Here is a 14,250-nt window from a genome sequence, read left to right on the forward strand (position 1 = left end):
ACAGCGAACGGGGTCCCGGGAACATTCGCGGAGCGCCATGCATTGAGTCGGCATAACTCAACTTGACTGCCGGAGGGTAGATCATGGCTTCGACGTCCACACCGCTCACCCTGCCCGTGCTGCCGCTCGACGACGAGGTCGTGCTGCCCGGCATGGTGGTTCCGCTGGACCTGAACGACACCGACGTACGCGCCGCGGTGGAGGCCGCCCAGGCCGCCGCCCGCTCCGGGCCGGGAAAGCCCAGGGTCCTGCTGGTGCCACGCATCGACGGCAGCTACCCGGGCACAGGCGTGCTCGGCACCGTGGAGCAGGTCGGCCGGCTCGCCGACGGTGACCCGGGCGCCCTGATCCGCGGCCGCGGCCGCGTGAAGATCGGCGCCGGCACCACCGGCCCGGGTGCGGCGCTGTGGGTCGAGGGGACGAGGATCGACGAGAGCGTGCCCGAGCCGCTGCCCGGTCACGTCACCGAACTGGTGAAGGAGTACAAGGCCCTTGCCACCGCCTGGCTGCGCAAGCGCGGCGCCTGGCAGGTGGTCGACCGGGTGCAGGCCATCGACGACGTCTCCGCCCTGGCCGACAACTCCGGTTACTCGCCCTTCCTGACCACCGACCAGAAGATCGAGCTGCTGGAGACCGCCGACCCGGTCGCCCGCCTCAAGCTCGCCACCCAGCACCTGCGCGACCACCTCGCCGAGCAGGATGTCGCCGAGACCATCGCCAAGGACGTCCAGGAGGGCGTCGACAAGCAGCAGCGGGAGTTCCTGCTCCGCCGCCAGCTGGAAGCCGTACGCAAGGAACTGCGCGAGCTCAACGGCGAGCAGGACGGCGAGGAGTCCGACGACTACCGGGCCCGCGTGGAGGCCGCCGACCTGCCGGAGAAGGTCCGTGAGGCGGCCCTCAAGGAGGTCGACAAGCTGGAGCGGTCCAGCGACCAGTCCCCCGAGGGCTCCTGGATCCGCACCTGGCTGGACACCGTCCTCGAACTCCCTTGGAACGAGCGCACCGAGGACGCCTACGACATCCAGGGAGCCAAGGCGATCCTGGACGCCGAGCACGCCGGCCTGGAGGACGTGAAGGAGCGCATCACCGAGTACCTGGCGGTGCGCAAGCGCCGCAGCGAGCGCGGCCTGGGGGTCGTGGGCGGCCGGCGCGGCGGTGCCGTACTGGCCCTCGTCGGCCCGCCCGGCGTCGGCAAGACCTCGCTCGGCGAGTCCGTCGCGCACGCCATGGGCCGCAAGTTCGTCCGGGTCGCGCTCGGCGGCGTCCGCGACGAGGCCGAGATCCGCGGCCACCGCCGTACGTACGTCGGTGCCCTGCCCGGCCGGGTCGTCCGCGCCATCAAGGAGGCCGGTTCGATGAACCCGGTCGTCCTGCTGGACGAGATCGACAAGGTGGGCTCGGACTTCCGCGGCGACCCCGCGGCCGCCCTGCTCGAAGTCCTCGACCCGGCGCAGAACCACACCTTCCGCGACCACTACCTGGAGGTCGAACTCGACCTGAGCGACGTCGTGTTCCTCGCCACGGCGAACGTCCTGGAGGCCATCCCGGAGGCGCTCCTCGACCGTATGGAGCTGGTCCGCCTGGACGGCTACACCGAGGACGAGAAGGTCGTCATCGCCCGCGACCACCTGCTCCCGCGCCAGCTGGAGCGTGCGGGACTGCAGTCGGACGAGGTCGCCATCGACGAGGGCGCGCTGCGCAAGCTCGCCGGCGAGTACACCCGCGAGGCGGGCGTCCGCACCCTGGAACGCTCGATCGCCCGGCTGCTCCGCAAGGTCGCGGCGCAGCACGAACTGGGCGACCGGGAGCTGCCGTTCACCATCACGGACGGCGACCTGCGCGCCCTGATCGGACGGCCGCACCACGTGCCCGAGTCCGCCCAGGACCCGGCGGAGCGCCGCACGGCGGTCCCGGGTGTGGCGACGGGTCTCGCGGTCACGGGAGCGGGCGGCGACGTCCTCTTCGTAGAGGCGTCCCTGGCCGACCCGGAGACGGGTGCGGCGGGCCTGACCCTCACCGGGCAGCTGGGTGACGTGATGAAGGAGTCGGCGCAGATCGCGCTGAGCTTCCTGCGCAGCCACGGCGCCGAACTGGAGCTGCCGGTCGCGGACCTGAAGGACCGTGGAGTGCACATCCACTTCCCGGCGGGCGCGGTCCCGAAGGACGGCCCCAGCGCGGGCGTCACGATGACGACGGCCCTTGCGTCCCTCCTGTCCGGGCGCCTGGTCCGCACGGACGTGGCGATGACCGGCGAGGTCTCGCTGACCGGCCGTGTCCTGCCCATCGGCGGCGTGAAGCAGAAGCTGCTCGCCGCGCACCGCGCGGGTGTCACCACGGTGATCATCCCCAAGCGCAACGAAGCCGACCTGGACGATGTCCCCGCGGAGGTGCTGGACAAGCTCGACGTCCACGCCGTGACCGACGTCCGCCAGGTCCTGGAGCTGGCCCTCGCGCCTGCCACGAGCGACGCGAAGCCGGAGGTTCCGGTGGCGGCGTGACGGACGCCACCGGATAGGCAAGGCCCGGGTTTTCGTGAGGGAGGCCCGGGCCTTCGCCGTGCGTACGGGGAGGGAGGGGAGGATCAGCCGTTGGCGAGCGCCACGACCCGGTCCAGCGCCCCGTTGAACCTGTCGTGGTCGCCGACGGTCGGGCCGGACGAGGTGTACTGCCAGGCCGTGTAGTACGCCCACCCCGCCGGCAGCGTCCCCACCTCCGACGCATACCGCGCGATCCACAACGGATTGGCGGACGCGAAGCCGCCGTAGTTCCCCGTGCAGTCGCTCCACCAGCTCGCCGCCGTGTAGATCACGGCATCCCTCCCCGTGCGCGCCTTGTACGTGTTCAGGAAGTCGGCGATCCAGCCGACCATCGCGCTCGCCGACTTGCCGTAGCACTCGGCGCCGTACGGGTTCCACTCGATGTCGAGGGTGCCGGGGAGCGTCCTGCCGTCCTTGGACCAGCCGCCGCCGTGGTCGACGAAGTAGTTCGCCTGGGTGGCGCCGCTGGTGGTGTCGGGGGTCGCGAAGTGGTACGCGCCGCGGATCATGCCGACGTTGTACGAGCCGTTGTACTGCTGGGCGAAGTACGGGTTCGTGTAGTACGTCCCTTCGGTCGCCTTCGTATAGGCCCACTTGACCCCGCTGCTCCACAAGGTCGGCCAGTCGACATTGCCCTGGTAGCCGGCGACGTCGACGCCTTCCGTCTGGGTGGCGGCGGTGGGGGCGGGGGTGCCGTGCTGCCCGTCGTGGGCGAGGACGCCCATGCCCATGTGGGCTGAGCCGCGCGGCGGCCTGGCTGTGTCAGCCGCGTCGGCCGGGGCGGTGAGGCCCAGGGAGAGGGCGGCGAGCAGGAGCCCGGCGGACAAGAGGCGCCGGGGGCGGACCGATCCGGGTCTGTGCACGGGCATGGCGTGCCTCCGAGGGCTCGGTGATGCTCGGTGGGGAAGCGCTGCAGCGCCGAGATGCTGTTGGTGTGGGCATGTCGACCGTTTCCTGGTAAGGAAGCTACGCACGTAGAAGAGCGGGTGGGAAGGGGGCCCGGAGTCTGCCGTTGGTCTAGCCCTGCGAAATACTTGAGGAGCTGCGGCAACGACGGGGTCTGGCGGAAACTTTCAGGATCGGGAAAACCGAGGCAGGGGCTGACGTGCACGAAGGCGGAAACGGGGACGAGCGCCGGCTCTCGGACCGGACGGCACCGGGCGGCGCGGACATCGAGTACCTGTCCCTGGAGCGTGAGTTGACGGTTCTGCTGCGGCGCGCCCGGGCCAGCCAGGGCGAGATGGCCCGCGAGGTCCACCCCGACCTGGAGTCCGCCGCGTACGGCCTGCTCGTACGCCTCGACGAGCACGACCGGCTGCGCGCCACCGAGCTCGCCGCCTACATCGGCGTGGGCAAGGCCACCATGTCCCGCCAGCTGCGCGCCCTGGAGGACCTGGGCCTGGTCGCCCGCGAACCCGACCCGGCGGACGGGCGTGCCTGGCTGGTCCGCCTCACCGAGGAGGGACACCGCCGGGTGAGCAAGGTCCGTGACGCCCGGCGGGCGCGCTACGTCAGGCAGCTGGCCCACTGGGACCGCCGCGAGGTGGCGGAACTGGCCCGGCTGCTGGGGGAGTTGAACCGGGGCATGGAGAAGTAGGCCGACACCGGTCACCCAGCCGCGCTCCTGGCGTCGGCACAGCCGCCCCCGGTGAGGCGCAGGTTGGCCTCTGCGCCGCCGTCGGGGTGGTTGCGGAAGGTGAGGCGGGCGCCGAGGAGGCGGGCCTGGCCGGGGAGATGGTGAGGGCAAGGTCCGTTCCCGGGCTGGTTGTCCGGCTGCCTTTCATGCGTCGTCCCCGGTGAGGCGCAGGTTGGCCTCTGCGCCGCCGTCGGGGTGGTTGCGGAAGGTGAGGCGGGCGCCGAGGAGGCGGGCCTGGCCGGAGGCGATGGTCAGGCCCAGGCCCGTTCCCGCGGACCCGCAGCCGGTGCGGAATCGCTGCGGACCGGAGGTGGTGAGGACGGTCAGCAGGTCCGGCGGGAAGCCGGGACCGTGGTCGCGGACCCTGACGACCGGTCCGTCGCCGTCCCGGTCCCGCTCGACGTCCACCTCCACCGTCACCGGCGGGGCACCATGACGAAGCGCGTTGGCGACCAGATTGGTGAGGATCCGTTCCACGCGCCGTGGATCGGTCTCCGCGAGCGCGTCCGTGACGATCCGCACCCCGACCACGCCCTCTGCTGCGTCGAGCCCGGCTACCGCACGCCGGGCCATCGCGCTGACCTGGCGGGTCTCGGTCTCCATCGGCACCGCGTCGGCGTCGAGGCGGGCGACCTCCAGGACGTCCTCGACGAGGCCGCGCAGTTTGTGCACCCCGCCCGTCACCAGTTCGGCGGCCGGACCGGGCGGCAGCAGGCCGGTGGCGGTCACCATGGCGGCGACGGGGGTGCGCAGTTCGTGCGCGATGTCGGCGGTCACCCGTCGCTCGGCCTCCAGCCGAGCGCCGAGGGCGTCGGCCATGGCGTTCACGGAGGCCGCCAGCCGGGCGATCTCGTCCCGCCCCTGCGGGCCGATACGGGCGTCCAGGTCGCCGTGCGCGATGCGTTCGGCCGTATGGGCGGCGGCCCTGGCCCGACGGCCCATCCGCACGCCCAGGGCCAGACCGGCCAGGGACACGACCACGGTGGCCGCCGCGCCCGTGGTGACCAGCGTCCGGTCCAACTCGGCCAGCTCATCGGCCTCGCAGCCGTAAGGACGCGACAAGGCGAGCACGGTCCGGTCGGAGACGCGGGTCGCCGCCCACAGCACCGGATGGGGTCCGTCCTGGAGGTAGGTGACACGGACGCCGCGGCGCACCGCCTCCGACACGGCCGCGGGCAGGTCCGGCGGGTCGAGCCGGGCCTCCGACTTGCGCCCGGCCGCCTGGTCGTAGACGGCGCTCATCAGCCGCCGGTCCATGTCGGAGCGGGCCGAGGCCAGCTGGTCCGCGGCGGTGATGCGGTGGACGAGCAGCCCGACCGCGCTCGCGACGCAGACGGCCGCCACTGCGACGGCCAGGGCCACCTTCGTGCCGATGTTCATGGGAGCCGTACCGATGTGCCGGGCCACTACGGGCGCAGCTTGTAGCCGAAGCCGCGCACCGTCTCGATGCGTTCACGGCCGATCTTGCAGCGCAGTCGCCGTATGTGGACGTCCACCACCCGGGTGTCACCGGACCAGGCGTAGTCCCACACCCTCTCCAGCAGCAGGTCCCGGGTCAGCACCGTGCCGGGCGAGGCCGTGAACTCCTGCAGCAGCTTCAGTTCCGTGGTGGTGAGGGCGAGCGGCTTTCCCTCCCGGCACACGTCCAGCGTCTCGGGGTCGAAGGCCAGGTCACCGAAGGTGAGCGGGGTGCTGTCCGGCCGATGCTCAGCAGGCGCGGCGCGGCGCAGCAGGGCGCGGATCCGGGCGGCCAGCACCATCCCGTCGAACGGCTTGGTGACGTAGTCGTCGGCCCCGGCCTCCAGGCCCATCACCACGTCCACGGGATCGTTGCGGGCCGAGATCAGCAGAACCGGCACTCCCGACTCCTCGCGGATACGGCCGGCCAGGCTGACCCCGTTCAGGCCGGGCAGCATGATGTCCAGGACCGCCACGTCCGGCGCCTGCTCCCGGAAGAGGGCGAGGCCGGTCGTCCCGTCCGCGGCGGTGCGCACCGCGTAACCGCTGCTCTCCAGGGTGAGACGGGTCGCCTCCCGGATCATCTCGTCGTCCTCGACCAGCAGGACCTCGTGCATGTGTGTCTCCTGAAACGTGGTGCTCCCGGCCCAAGAGGACCAGTCCTATGTGTCGGTGACCCGGCGGCGGGTTCACAGTCGCGGGGCGGAAACGTTGTCATGCCGCCGGCACGCGTAGGCGCAGGTCACCGACGTCCCGCGCCCAGTGGGGCGCGGGCGGGGGGTCGGGGCTGAGCACGGCGTGGCTGTAGTAGGCGGCGTACTCGCGCTTGATCAGGCCGCTGAGGACGAGACGCACCCGGTAGTACGGCGGGTTGTCCTTGCCGTGGGGACAGAACGACTGGCAGGAGAAGTCGACCACCAGCCCGGTCCCGACCGCCCGGGGCGTGCCCCAGCCGCGCCACTTCATGCCGTACAGAGTGGTGACTTCGGTCAGATCCATCACGTCGGGGCGCTGCCGCGAGATGGAGCGTGCGTCGTCGACGTAGACCGGCCCGGTCCAGCGGACCGCGGTCGGTGCCGGGCCCTCGACGTGCGCAACACCGGCCCCCGTGCCGCATCCGGCGAGGCCCAGGAAGCTCATGGCGAGCAGCAGGTACCGCGCCGATCCGCCGTATCGCATGCCGTTCCCTTTCCGCCTGCGCCCACGGGACGACCACCTTCACGGTCCCCGGTGAACGAGAAATGTCCTGACAGCAAGGACTCGGCAATGCATGGAATCGCTCCCACAACTCTGTAACAGCCGTACGTCATTTCCGTCCGGCAGCCGTGATCCGGCCGCCGGACCAGTGTCATGCGCGGCTGGTCCTCTGTGGTCAGCCGGGGCGCACGGCCCCGGAAAGGGTCCGGAACCAGGATCCGAGACAAGACCAAGGAGCCACCATGTCCTCATCCGAGATGTTGGAGACGCCGCCCGAGAAGCGGCGCGGCCGCGCACGGCGTGCCCGGATGGTCGCCATTCCCGCCATGCTGCTCAGCCTCACCGTCGGCGGGCTCGGCCTGTCCGCCACCGCGCACGCCGCCGACGCCCCGCAGTGCCCCCCTGGGGCGCCCCCATCCTGCGGGGCGGCCAACAAGGGCAAGGCGCCGGTCTCGGGCGACGAAGAGCACCCCGGAAGGCTGACTCCGGGAAAGATGCAGGACAAGACCCTGAAGACCTGGCAGCGCATCGGCTGGCCGAACTGGCGCAACATCGGCGACCGTGACACCTCCATTCAGGTCAGCAGTTGGGTCGACCAGCAGCGCCGCCAGCACGGTGAGTGGGTCGAGACGGGCGGTCGATACTGGGACAACGGCGGCTCTCTCCGGGATTTCATGAACGAGGGGTTTGCGGGCTCGTCGTCGCAGAACTACCAGGGAACGTTCCAGGAGTACGTCGCGACCACCTTCGACCACGACCCCAGCGGGGAGGGCGAGAGGACGGGCCAGGACCGGTTCGTGCGTGCGATCAGCACCGGTGACGTGTGGTTCACGCGGGACCACTACAACAGCTTCACCTACCTCGGCAAGCAGCAGTAAGTCCAGGTCCGGCAGGAACCCCCGGGACGGGAGCCCGGGGGTTCCGTGACTTTCACCTTCCGTGCCCGATCGGCTCCGAAGCGTGCCTATTCTCGAAGCATGCCTCAGCCGAAGAATCTTGACCCCGCCTCCATAAAGGAGTTCTACGGGGCCGAGCTCAGGCGGCGCCGCGAGGAAGCGGGGCTGTCGCAGTCCGGGCTCGGAGATCTCGTGTTCTGCTCGGGGGTGTACATCGGGTACCTGGAAATGGCCGGTCGCAACCCGTAGTTGGACATGTCCGAGCAGTTCGACTCCGTCCTGAAGACGGACGGGTTCTTCCGGCGGCTGTGCGAGGCCGTTCTCAAGGGGTCCAAGTTCGCGGGTTATTTCGCGGCGGCAGCCGAGCTGGAGCAACGGGCCCTGACCATTTGCGACTTCGCCACGACCGTCGTGCCGGGCTTCTCCAGACGCCCGCCTTCACGCGGGCCTTCATTCGTTCGCTCCGGCCCCTGGTGGACGAGCAGGAGATCGAGCAAATCGTCGGCGCCCGGCAGGAGCGGGCCGGGGCTCTGCTCAAGAACCCTCTGGAACCCGAGCTGTGGTTCGTCATCCATGAGGCCGTGCTGCGCACTCATGTCGGCGGAACCGAGGTGATGCGCGAACAACTGGAACACATCGCCGGCGTCTCCCGGAACCATCAGGCGGTCATCCAGGTCCTGCCGTTCTCAGCCGGGATGACTCCACTCATGTACGGCCCGATGAGGGTCATGACCTTTTCCGAGGAGCCGTCCGCCGCCTACACGGAGACTGCCCACACCGGCCAACTGATCGAGGATCCGGCCGTAGTCGCGAGCATCGCTAAGTCATACGATCTGGCCAGGGCCGCGGCCATGTCCCCGGAAGCGTCCCTGGGCTTTGTCGATCGGCTACTCGCGGAGGACTTCACACCATGAACAGCACGCACGACCTGCGGTCCGCTTGCTGGCACAAGTCCTCGTACAGCAACGCGGAAGGCGGAGAGTGCGTGGAGGTCGCCGACAACTTCCGCGGCGTCATACCCGTCCGCGACAGCAAGGTCCCCGACGGCCCAATCCTGCTGGTGTCGCCGGCGGCCTGGACGTCCTTCATCCACGCAGCGGCCAAGTAGGTCACAGGACGACGTACACGACCGTCGCGTCGTCATGCGTCTTGCTGCGCCGCAGATACCTCCGCTCCTCCGCGTCGGCCCGCTCCAGCAGCCGTACCCGGTCGACCAGCACCTGCGCCCCCTCCTTCCGCACGAAACGGAAGCAGTCCGCCCAGTCACCCTCCCGGAACTTCTCCACCCACCGGGTGGCGCCGTCCGTCAGCGCGGCCAGGGCCCGTACGTCGCCCCGCGGCAGCGCGCCCGTCACCGCCCGTGCCGCCACGGCCGGGTCCGCGGCGGCCGTATAGAAGCCGCCCTCCTTGTTCCGGACCGTCGAGTCCACGATGGCGTCCGTGGCCAGGGACGAGCGCGGCAGCCGGGACAGGCGGTCGTCCAGGAGGGATGTCACCGTGCCCTCCGGCGACTCCACCAGCAGGGCCGAGTCCGAGAGGACCAGGTACTCGACCCGCTCAACACCCCACCGCGCCACCACCACCGTTGCCTGTGGGGTGCGTGGGTGAGAAAGGTCACAGGTCTCGGCATGGGCCTCGGCCGTACGCGCGATGGAGCGGGCCAGGGCATCCTGCAGCGGAACATCCGGGAGGGAAACGGTCAGTTCGGTCAGGGCCCCGCCCAGGCGGGCGACGTACCAGGGGACCGAATGCAGACAGCCCGTCTCGCTCCGCGGTGGCGTCACTCCGTCCAGGACGACGAGGATGCCACCCTGGCCGCAAGCGGGAAGTGCGGCCGCTGCGAAGTCCTCGTTGGGGCGGGCGGGATCACCGGGCTCCGAGACAAGTTCCGTATGCATTCGGCCAGTCTGCACGACGTCTTCACAAGGTTCGCCAAAGCCCGGCATTGATCGCCGAATTGACGCACCGGCGCAGGTCAGACGCCCTGTTTGGGGTGGAATCCGTTGTTCCGGGAAGCCGTGGCGGCGAATACTGCCACCGCCCGGCGCGGACGTCCAACCGGCCTGCCGCTCAGGGCCGCTGAGCGCGTCCGGGAAACTTGCCCGCCAACTCTCCTCCGGGGTTCACTCCTTCGGGTGGCGGGCCGGGTGATGCCCGTCCACTGCCCACCGGCACTGGGAGGGTCGGCACCGTACTGGGAGTACGCACGGTCGACGTCAGTTGACGGAGCGTCATCCCGGGCCCATGAGTAGTACGAGTCAGGAATGCGAGCACCGGTGCAGAAGACGCGGCCTCGTCGCACAGGCAAGCAGACGGACCCCGCAGCGGGCGGCGCGGAGCGCACGCCCGGCAGCACCGGCACCAGCACCGGCACCACCACCGGCAAGGGCCGGCCCACGCATGTACGCAACCGGCTCGTCGTCGCCGTGGCCGTGGTGGCCGCCGCCATAGCCGGGGCCGGTGTCCCCTCCGTCCTCACCGCCTCCGGGCAGCTCAGCGACTCCCAGAACCTGGTGACGCTCGCCGGGCAGACCCAGGACGCCCTGGCCCTGGCTCATTCGCTCGCCGACGAGCGGGACGAGGTGACGTCCTACATCGCCGCCGGGCGGCCCAAGTCCAAGGCGCCCTCCGAGCAGCGCAGCGCCCGCGTCGACCGGCAGGTCGAGGACCTGCGGGAGAACACCGACACACCCGCCTCCCTGCGCGGCGACCTCGACGGCATCGCCGCCCTGCGCCGCTCCGCGCTCACCGGCAAGAGCGACGCCCTGCAGACGCACGACGCCTACTCCGCAGCCATCACCGAACTGCACGGGCTCGCCGAGCAGCTGGCACAGCAGATGCCGCCCCGCGCCGGGTCCGGCGCGTACGCGCTGGCCGAGCTGGACTCCGCGGTGCAGCAGGCCGCCGCCACCCGAGGCCTGCTCCTCGCGGCGCTCAACGTGCCGACGTCCACGCAGACGGTCATCAGCCCGACGACCGGCCTGCCGACCACGGTCACCACGTCCTCGGCCGCCGACACCAAACAGCGGGGCGCGCTGACCGCCGCCGCCCAGCAGGCCCGGCTGCGCTCAGACGCGGCCCTCGCCGACTTCCACGACACCGCCACCAGGGCCGCCCGGACGTCGTACGACTCCACGGTCACCGGTCCCGAGGTCAACTCCGCCGAGAGGTACCTCGCCGCCCTCACCGAGCAGCCGACGCTCTCCACGTCCGAACTCGGCACCGGCGCCTCGAAGCTCGACGCCGCGCTCTCCGCCCGTGTCGACGCCATGCGCGGCGCGGAGTCCGCCCTGTACGACCGCCGCACCAAGGACCTGGCCCGGCTGCGCGACGACGACGTCAGCGCGCTGGAGCTCCGTATCGCCGTCCTCGGCGCCCTGATGCTGCTCGCCGTCGGCATCGCCACGGCCATGGCCCGCACCCTCACCCGCCCGCTCTCCGTGCTGCGCCGCGGCTCGGCCCGGCTCGCCGAGGCGACGGACCCCGCCGCCGAGGAACCGGTCACCTTCACCGGCCGCAACGACGAGTTCGCGCAGGTCGTCCGCTCCGTCAACACCCTGCACGCGCACGCCGCCGCCCTCAGCGAGCGCATCGTCACGCTGGAGGCCGACCGTAAGCACCTGGTCGGCCAGCGCCAGAAGATGGCGGACGCCCGCGAGGAGCTGCGCGCCGAACTCGCCGACTCCGCAGCCCGGTTGGAGCGGCTGCGCGAGAGCATCGGCGGCACGTTCGTGAACCTCTCCCTGCGCACCCTCGGCCTGGTCGAACGCCAGCTCGCCGTGATCGAGAGCCTGGAGGAGCGCGAACAGGACCCGGAGCGCCTCGCCACCCTCTTCAGGCTCGACCACTTCGCGACGGTCATGCGCCGCCACAGCGAGAACCTCCTGGTCCTCGCCGGTACCGAGCACGTCCAGCAGAGCGCGCACCCCGTCCCGCTCGTCGACGTCGTCCGCGCCGCGGTCAGCGAGATCGAGCGCTACGAGCGCGTCCGCATCGCCGTGCTGCCGCCGCACGCGCACGTGGCGGGCTTCGCCGCGGACGACCTGTCCCACCTGCTGGCCGAACTGATGGAGAACGCCACCTCGTTCTCCCCGCCGGATCTGCCCGTCGAGGTCTCCGGCTGGCTCCTGGAGAACGGCGAGGTCATGCTCTCCGTCCAGGACGAGGGCATCGGCATGACCGCCGAGCGCATGACCCGCCTCAACACCCGGCTCGCCGAGTTCGACCCCGAGTCCCCCTACGACCAGGAGGGCGAGGAGGGCCTGGGCCTCGGCCTCTACGTCGTCGCCCGCCTCGCCCACCGCCACGGCGTCCGCGTCCAGCTGCGGGAGCAGAAGCAGGGCGGTGTCGCAGCGGTGGTGGTCCTCCCGAACTCCCTGCTGACGGCTTCCCCGTCCGCCGCGGTCCCGTCGTCGTCCTCCCAGGCCCCCGGCGGCACGCTCACGTTCTCCCTCCCCGGGGCGGACGCCGAGGCCAACTCCAACGAACTGCACGGCCGCCAGAAGCCGAGCGACCCACTGGTGGCCCTGGCGGAGCAGGCCCTGCAGCACGAGGTGCCTCCGGCCGAGACCACGATGGAACTCCTGATCCCGGCGCAGACGACGGGACCGGAGCAGGAGAAGACCCACGAGGAGCCCGCGGTCGCCGATGGCGGGGAACCCCCACAGGGGTCACCGGCACCCGACGAAGGGGAGACGGGCGGTGAGGGTGGGACCACGTCCGTCGACGGCGAAGCCGAGACGGAACACGAGCGTGCCGAGGACGAGCAGCTCACCGACAAGGGCCTGCCCAAGCGCACCCCTAAGATCACCGCACCGGCCCCGGCGCAGCGGCCCCGGAGCGGATCCGTGGACGCGGAAGCCCTCCGCCGGCGACTCGGCGGATTCCGCACAGGCGCCCAGGCAGGCTACCGCGCCGTAGAGGCGGAGATCGCAGAACAGACCGCCCAGAACCAGGTGCCGGCCACCGGACCAGCCGTATCCGAGGAATCCACGGGGGGCACTGTCGAGGAGGCAAGCAGTTGACCGCGCCCAGTACCTTCGGACTGAGCAGTGAAGCCCGCAACCTGCACTGGCTGCTGACGAACCTGGTCGAGGAGGTGCCGGGCATCCAGTCAGTAGCGGTGGTCTCCTCCGACGGCCTGCTGCTGCTCTCCTCCGACCCCGGCCGCAACGACGAGGCCCGCCAGGCCCGCGGCACAAGGCCCACCGGCCCAAGGGGCTCCTCCGCCGACCTCGCCACCATCGTCTCCGGCATCGGCAGCCTCACCATCGGGGCGGCCAGGCTGATGGGCGGCGGCAGCGTGAAGCACACGATGGTCGCGATGGACGAGGGCAGTCTGTTCGTGATGTCCATCAGCGACGGCAGCCTGCTCGGCGTGCACGGCTCGGCGGACTGCGACATGAGCGTGGTGGCGTACCACATGGCCCTGTTCGTGGGCCGCGCCGGCCACGTCCTGACGCCCGAACTCCGCAGCGAGCTACGAAAATCCCTGGAGTCGGAGTCCGCCGGGGGCCCCCGATGAGCAGTGGGCCCGAGAAGCTTCCCGTCCGCGGCGGCGACCGCAAGCCGGCTCGTGTCCGCCCCTACTCGCTCACCGGCGGCCGTACCCGCTTCGGCCACGTCCTCCTCGTGGAGACGTTCGTGGCGGCGCTCGACGCCCCCGAGGAGCGCAAGGAACTGACGAAGGGCTCCCTCAGCACCCGGGTCATGCCCGAGATGCTGGCCATCGTCGAGCTGTGCCGCCGTATGCGCACGGTGGCCGAGATCGCGGCGCTGCTGAAGATGCCGCTGGGCGTGGTCCGCGTGCTGCTCAGCGACCTCGCGGACCAGGGAAGAATCCGCGTGTACGGAACCGGTACCGGTCACGGCACCGGCCGTCCGGACCGCGCACTGCTCGAAAGGGTGCTGAGTGGACTCCGTCGTCTTTGAAGACACCGATGAGGACCTGAAGTCCTGGCAGACGGACCGCACCCGCGCCCCGATCGCGACGAAGATAGTCGTGGCGGGCGGCTTCGGGGTCGGCAAGACGACCCTGGTCACCGCCGTCTCGGAGATCACGCCCCTGCAGACCGAGGCGCTGATGACCGAGGCGAGCGAGGAGACCGACGACCTCACCGCCACGCCCGGCAAGCTGACCACCACCGTGGCCATGGACTTCGGCCGTCTCACCCTTGACGACGACCTCGTGCTCTACCTCTTCGGCACGCCGGGCCAGCAGCGGTTCTGGTTCATGTGGGACGACCTGGTGCGCGGCGCGATCGGCGCGGTCGTCATGGCCGACACCCGCCGCCTCAAGGACTGCTTCCCCGCCCTGGACTACTTCGAGAGCTGCGGACTGCCGTACGTCGTCGCGGTCAACCACTTCGACGGCAGCGAGCGCTTCGAACCGGAGGACGTACGCGAGGCATTGACCGTCCCCGCGCACATACCTGTAATGATCATGGATGCGCGGCGCAGGATCACGGTGATCGAGACCCTGCTGTCCCTCGTCGCCCACGCTCTGGACGAAACCCCCGACTAGGAG

The 14,250-nt window shown here is 70.8% G+C and carries 15 protein-coding genes; 10 read left to right on the plus strand and 5 right to left on the minus strand.

Annotated features, from left to right (window positions below; translation table 11 throughout):
* Nucleotides 1–83: 83 nt before the first annotated feature.
* Nucleotides 84–2,498, plus strand: a complete 2,415-nt coding sequence (gene lon, locus LJ657_RS31305) for an endopeptidase La (RefSeq protein ID WP_232652211.1) — start codon at nt 84–86, stop codon at nt 2,496–2,498.
* Between the two features lie 83 nt (nt 2,499–2,581).
* On the opposite strand, the gene LJ657_RS31310 is transcribed toward lon, so the two are convergent.
* Entirely contained in the window at nt 2,582–3,406 is an 825-nt protein-coding gene (locus tag LJ657_RS31310) for a lysozyme (protein ID WP_232652212.1), read from the minus strand.
* Nucleotides 3,407–3,642: 236 nt separating this feature from the next.
* Here LJ657_RS31310 and LJ657_RS31315 point away from each other — a divergent pair, with 236 nt between their 5' ends.
* Nucleotides 3,643–4,134, plus strand: a complete 492-nt coding sequence (locus tag LJ657_RS31315; protein ID WP_232652213.1) for a MarR family winged helix-turn-helix transcriptional regulator — start codon at nt 3,643–3,645, stop codon at nt 4,132–4,134.
* A 183-nt stretch (nt 4,135–4,317) separates the two neighbouring features.
* Here LJ657_RS31315 and LJ657_RS31320 read toward each other — a convergent pair whose 3' ends face one another.
* The 3 genes from LJ657_RS31320 to LJ657_RS31330 all read right to left on the minus strand — a co-directional run bounded on the left by LJ657_RS31320 (nt 4,318) and on the right by LJ657_RS31330 (nt 6,810).
* Nucleotides 4,318–5,553, minus strand: a complete 1,236-nt coding sequence (locus LJ657_RS31320) for an ATP-binding protein (protein WP_232652214.1) — start codon at nt 5,551–5,553, stop codon at nt 4,318–4,320.
* Nucleotides 5,554–5,579: 26 nt separating this feature from the next.
* Nucleotides 5,580–6,248 (minus strand): two-component system response regulator CseB, encoded by a 669-nt coding sequence (gene cseB / locus LJ657_RS31325; RefSeq protein ID WP_232652215.1) that lies wholly within the window; start codon nt 6,246–6,248, stop codon nt 5,580–5,582.
* A gap of 97 nt (nt 6,249–6,345) precedes the next feature.
* On the minus strand, nt 6,346–6,810 hold the full coding sequence (locus tag LJ657_RS31330; protein WP_232652216.1) for a hypothetical protein: 465 nt from the start codon (nt 6,808–6,810) through the stop codon (nt 6,346–6,348).
* Between the two features lie 260 nt (nt 6,811–7,070).
* Here LJ657_RS31330 and LJ657_RS31335 point away from each other — a divergent pair, with 260 nt between their 5' ends.
* From LJ657_RS31335 to LJ657_RS31350, 4 genes are all read left to right on the plus strand, one after another.
* A complete protein-coding gene (locus tag LJ657_RS31335) occupies nt 7,071–7,706 on the plus strand; it encodes a hypothetical protein (protein ID WP_232652217.1) in 636 nt (211 codons plus the stop codon).
* A gap of 99 nt (nt 7,707–7,805) precedes the next feature.
* Nucleotides 7,806–7,973 (plus strand): helix-turn-helix domain-containing protein, encoded by a 168-nt coding sequence (locus tag LJ657_RS31340; protein WP_232652218.1) that lies wholly within the window; start codon nt 7,806–7,808, stop codon nt 7,971–7,973.
* Nucleotides 7,974–8,197: 224 nt separating this feature from the next.
* Nucleotides 8,198–8,638 (plus strand): DUF5753 domain-containing protein, encoded by a 441-nt coding sequence (locus LJ657_RS31345; RefSeq protein WP_232652219.1) that lies wholly within the window; start codon nt 8,198–8,200, stop codon nt 8,636–8,638.
* Complete coding sequence (locus LJ657_RS31350; protein WP_232652220.1) at nt 8,635–8,832, plus strand: DUF397 domain-containing protein; 198 nt, start codon at nt 8,635–8,637, stop codon at nt 8,830–8,832. Before LJ657_RS31345 ends, LJ657_RS31350 begins: the two co-directional genes overlap by 4 nt.
* A 1-nt stretch (nt 8,833) precedes the next feature.
* Here LJ657_RS31350 and LJ657_RS31355 read toward each other — a convergent pair whose 3' ends face one another.
* Nucleotides 8,834–9,622, minus strand: coding sequence for a protein phosphatase 2C domain-containing protein (locus LJ657_RS31355; RefSeq protein WP_232652221.1), 789 nt, complete (start codon nt 9,620–9,622; stop codon nt 8,834–8,836).
* A 378-nt stretch (nt 9,623–10,000) separates the two neighbouring features.
* Between LJ657_RS31355 and LJ657_RS31360 the strand changes: the two genes are divergently transcribed.
* From LJ657_RS31360 to LJ657_RS31375, 4 genes are read left to right on the plus strand one after another with little or no spacing between them, the layout of a single operon-like run.
* Nucleotides 10,001–12,748, plus strand: a complete 2,748-nt coding sequence (locus tag LJ657_RS31360) for a sensor histidine kinase (RefSeq protein WP_232652222.1) — start codon at nt 10,001–10,003, stop codon at nt 12,746–12,748.
* Entirely contained in the window at nt 12,745–13,248 is a 504-nt protein-coding gene (locus LJ657_RS31365; protein ID WP_232652223.1) for a roadblock/LC7 domain-containing protein, read from the plus strand. Before LJ657_RS31360 ends, LJ657_RS31365 begins: the two co-directional genes overlap by 4 nt.
* The gene (locus LJ657_RS31370; protein WP_232652224.1) at nt 13,245–13,655 is read left to right on the plus strand and encodes a DUF742 domain-containing protein; all 411 of its coding nucleotides are present in this window, start codon (nt 13,245–13,247) and stop codon (nt 13,653–13,655) included. The genes LJ657_RS31365 and LJ657_RS31370 overlap by 4 nt, the downstream gene beginning before the upstream one ends.
* Nucleotides 13,636–14,247: a GTP-binding protein gene (locus LJ657_RS31375; protein WP_232652225.1), complete on the plus strand. Its 612-nt coding sequence runs from the start codon at nt 13,636–13,638 to the stop codon at nt 14,245–14,247. Before LJ657_RS31370 ends, LJ657_RS31375 begins: the two co-directional genes overlap by 20 nt.
* Nucleotides 14,248–14,250: the final 3 nt, after the last annotated feature.

The sequence above is a fragment of the Streptomyces guryensis genome (assembly GCF_021261325.1).
Taxonomy (GTDB): Bacteria; Actinomycetota; Actinomycetes; order Streptomycetales; family Streptomycetaceae; genus Streptomyces; species Streptomyces guryensis.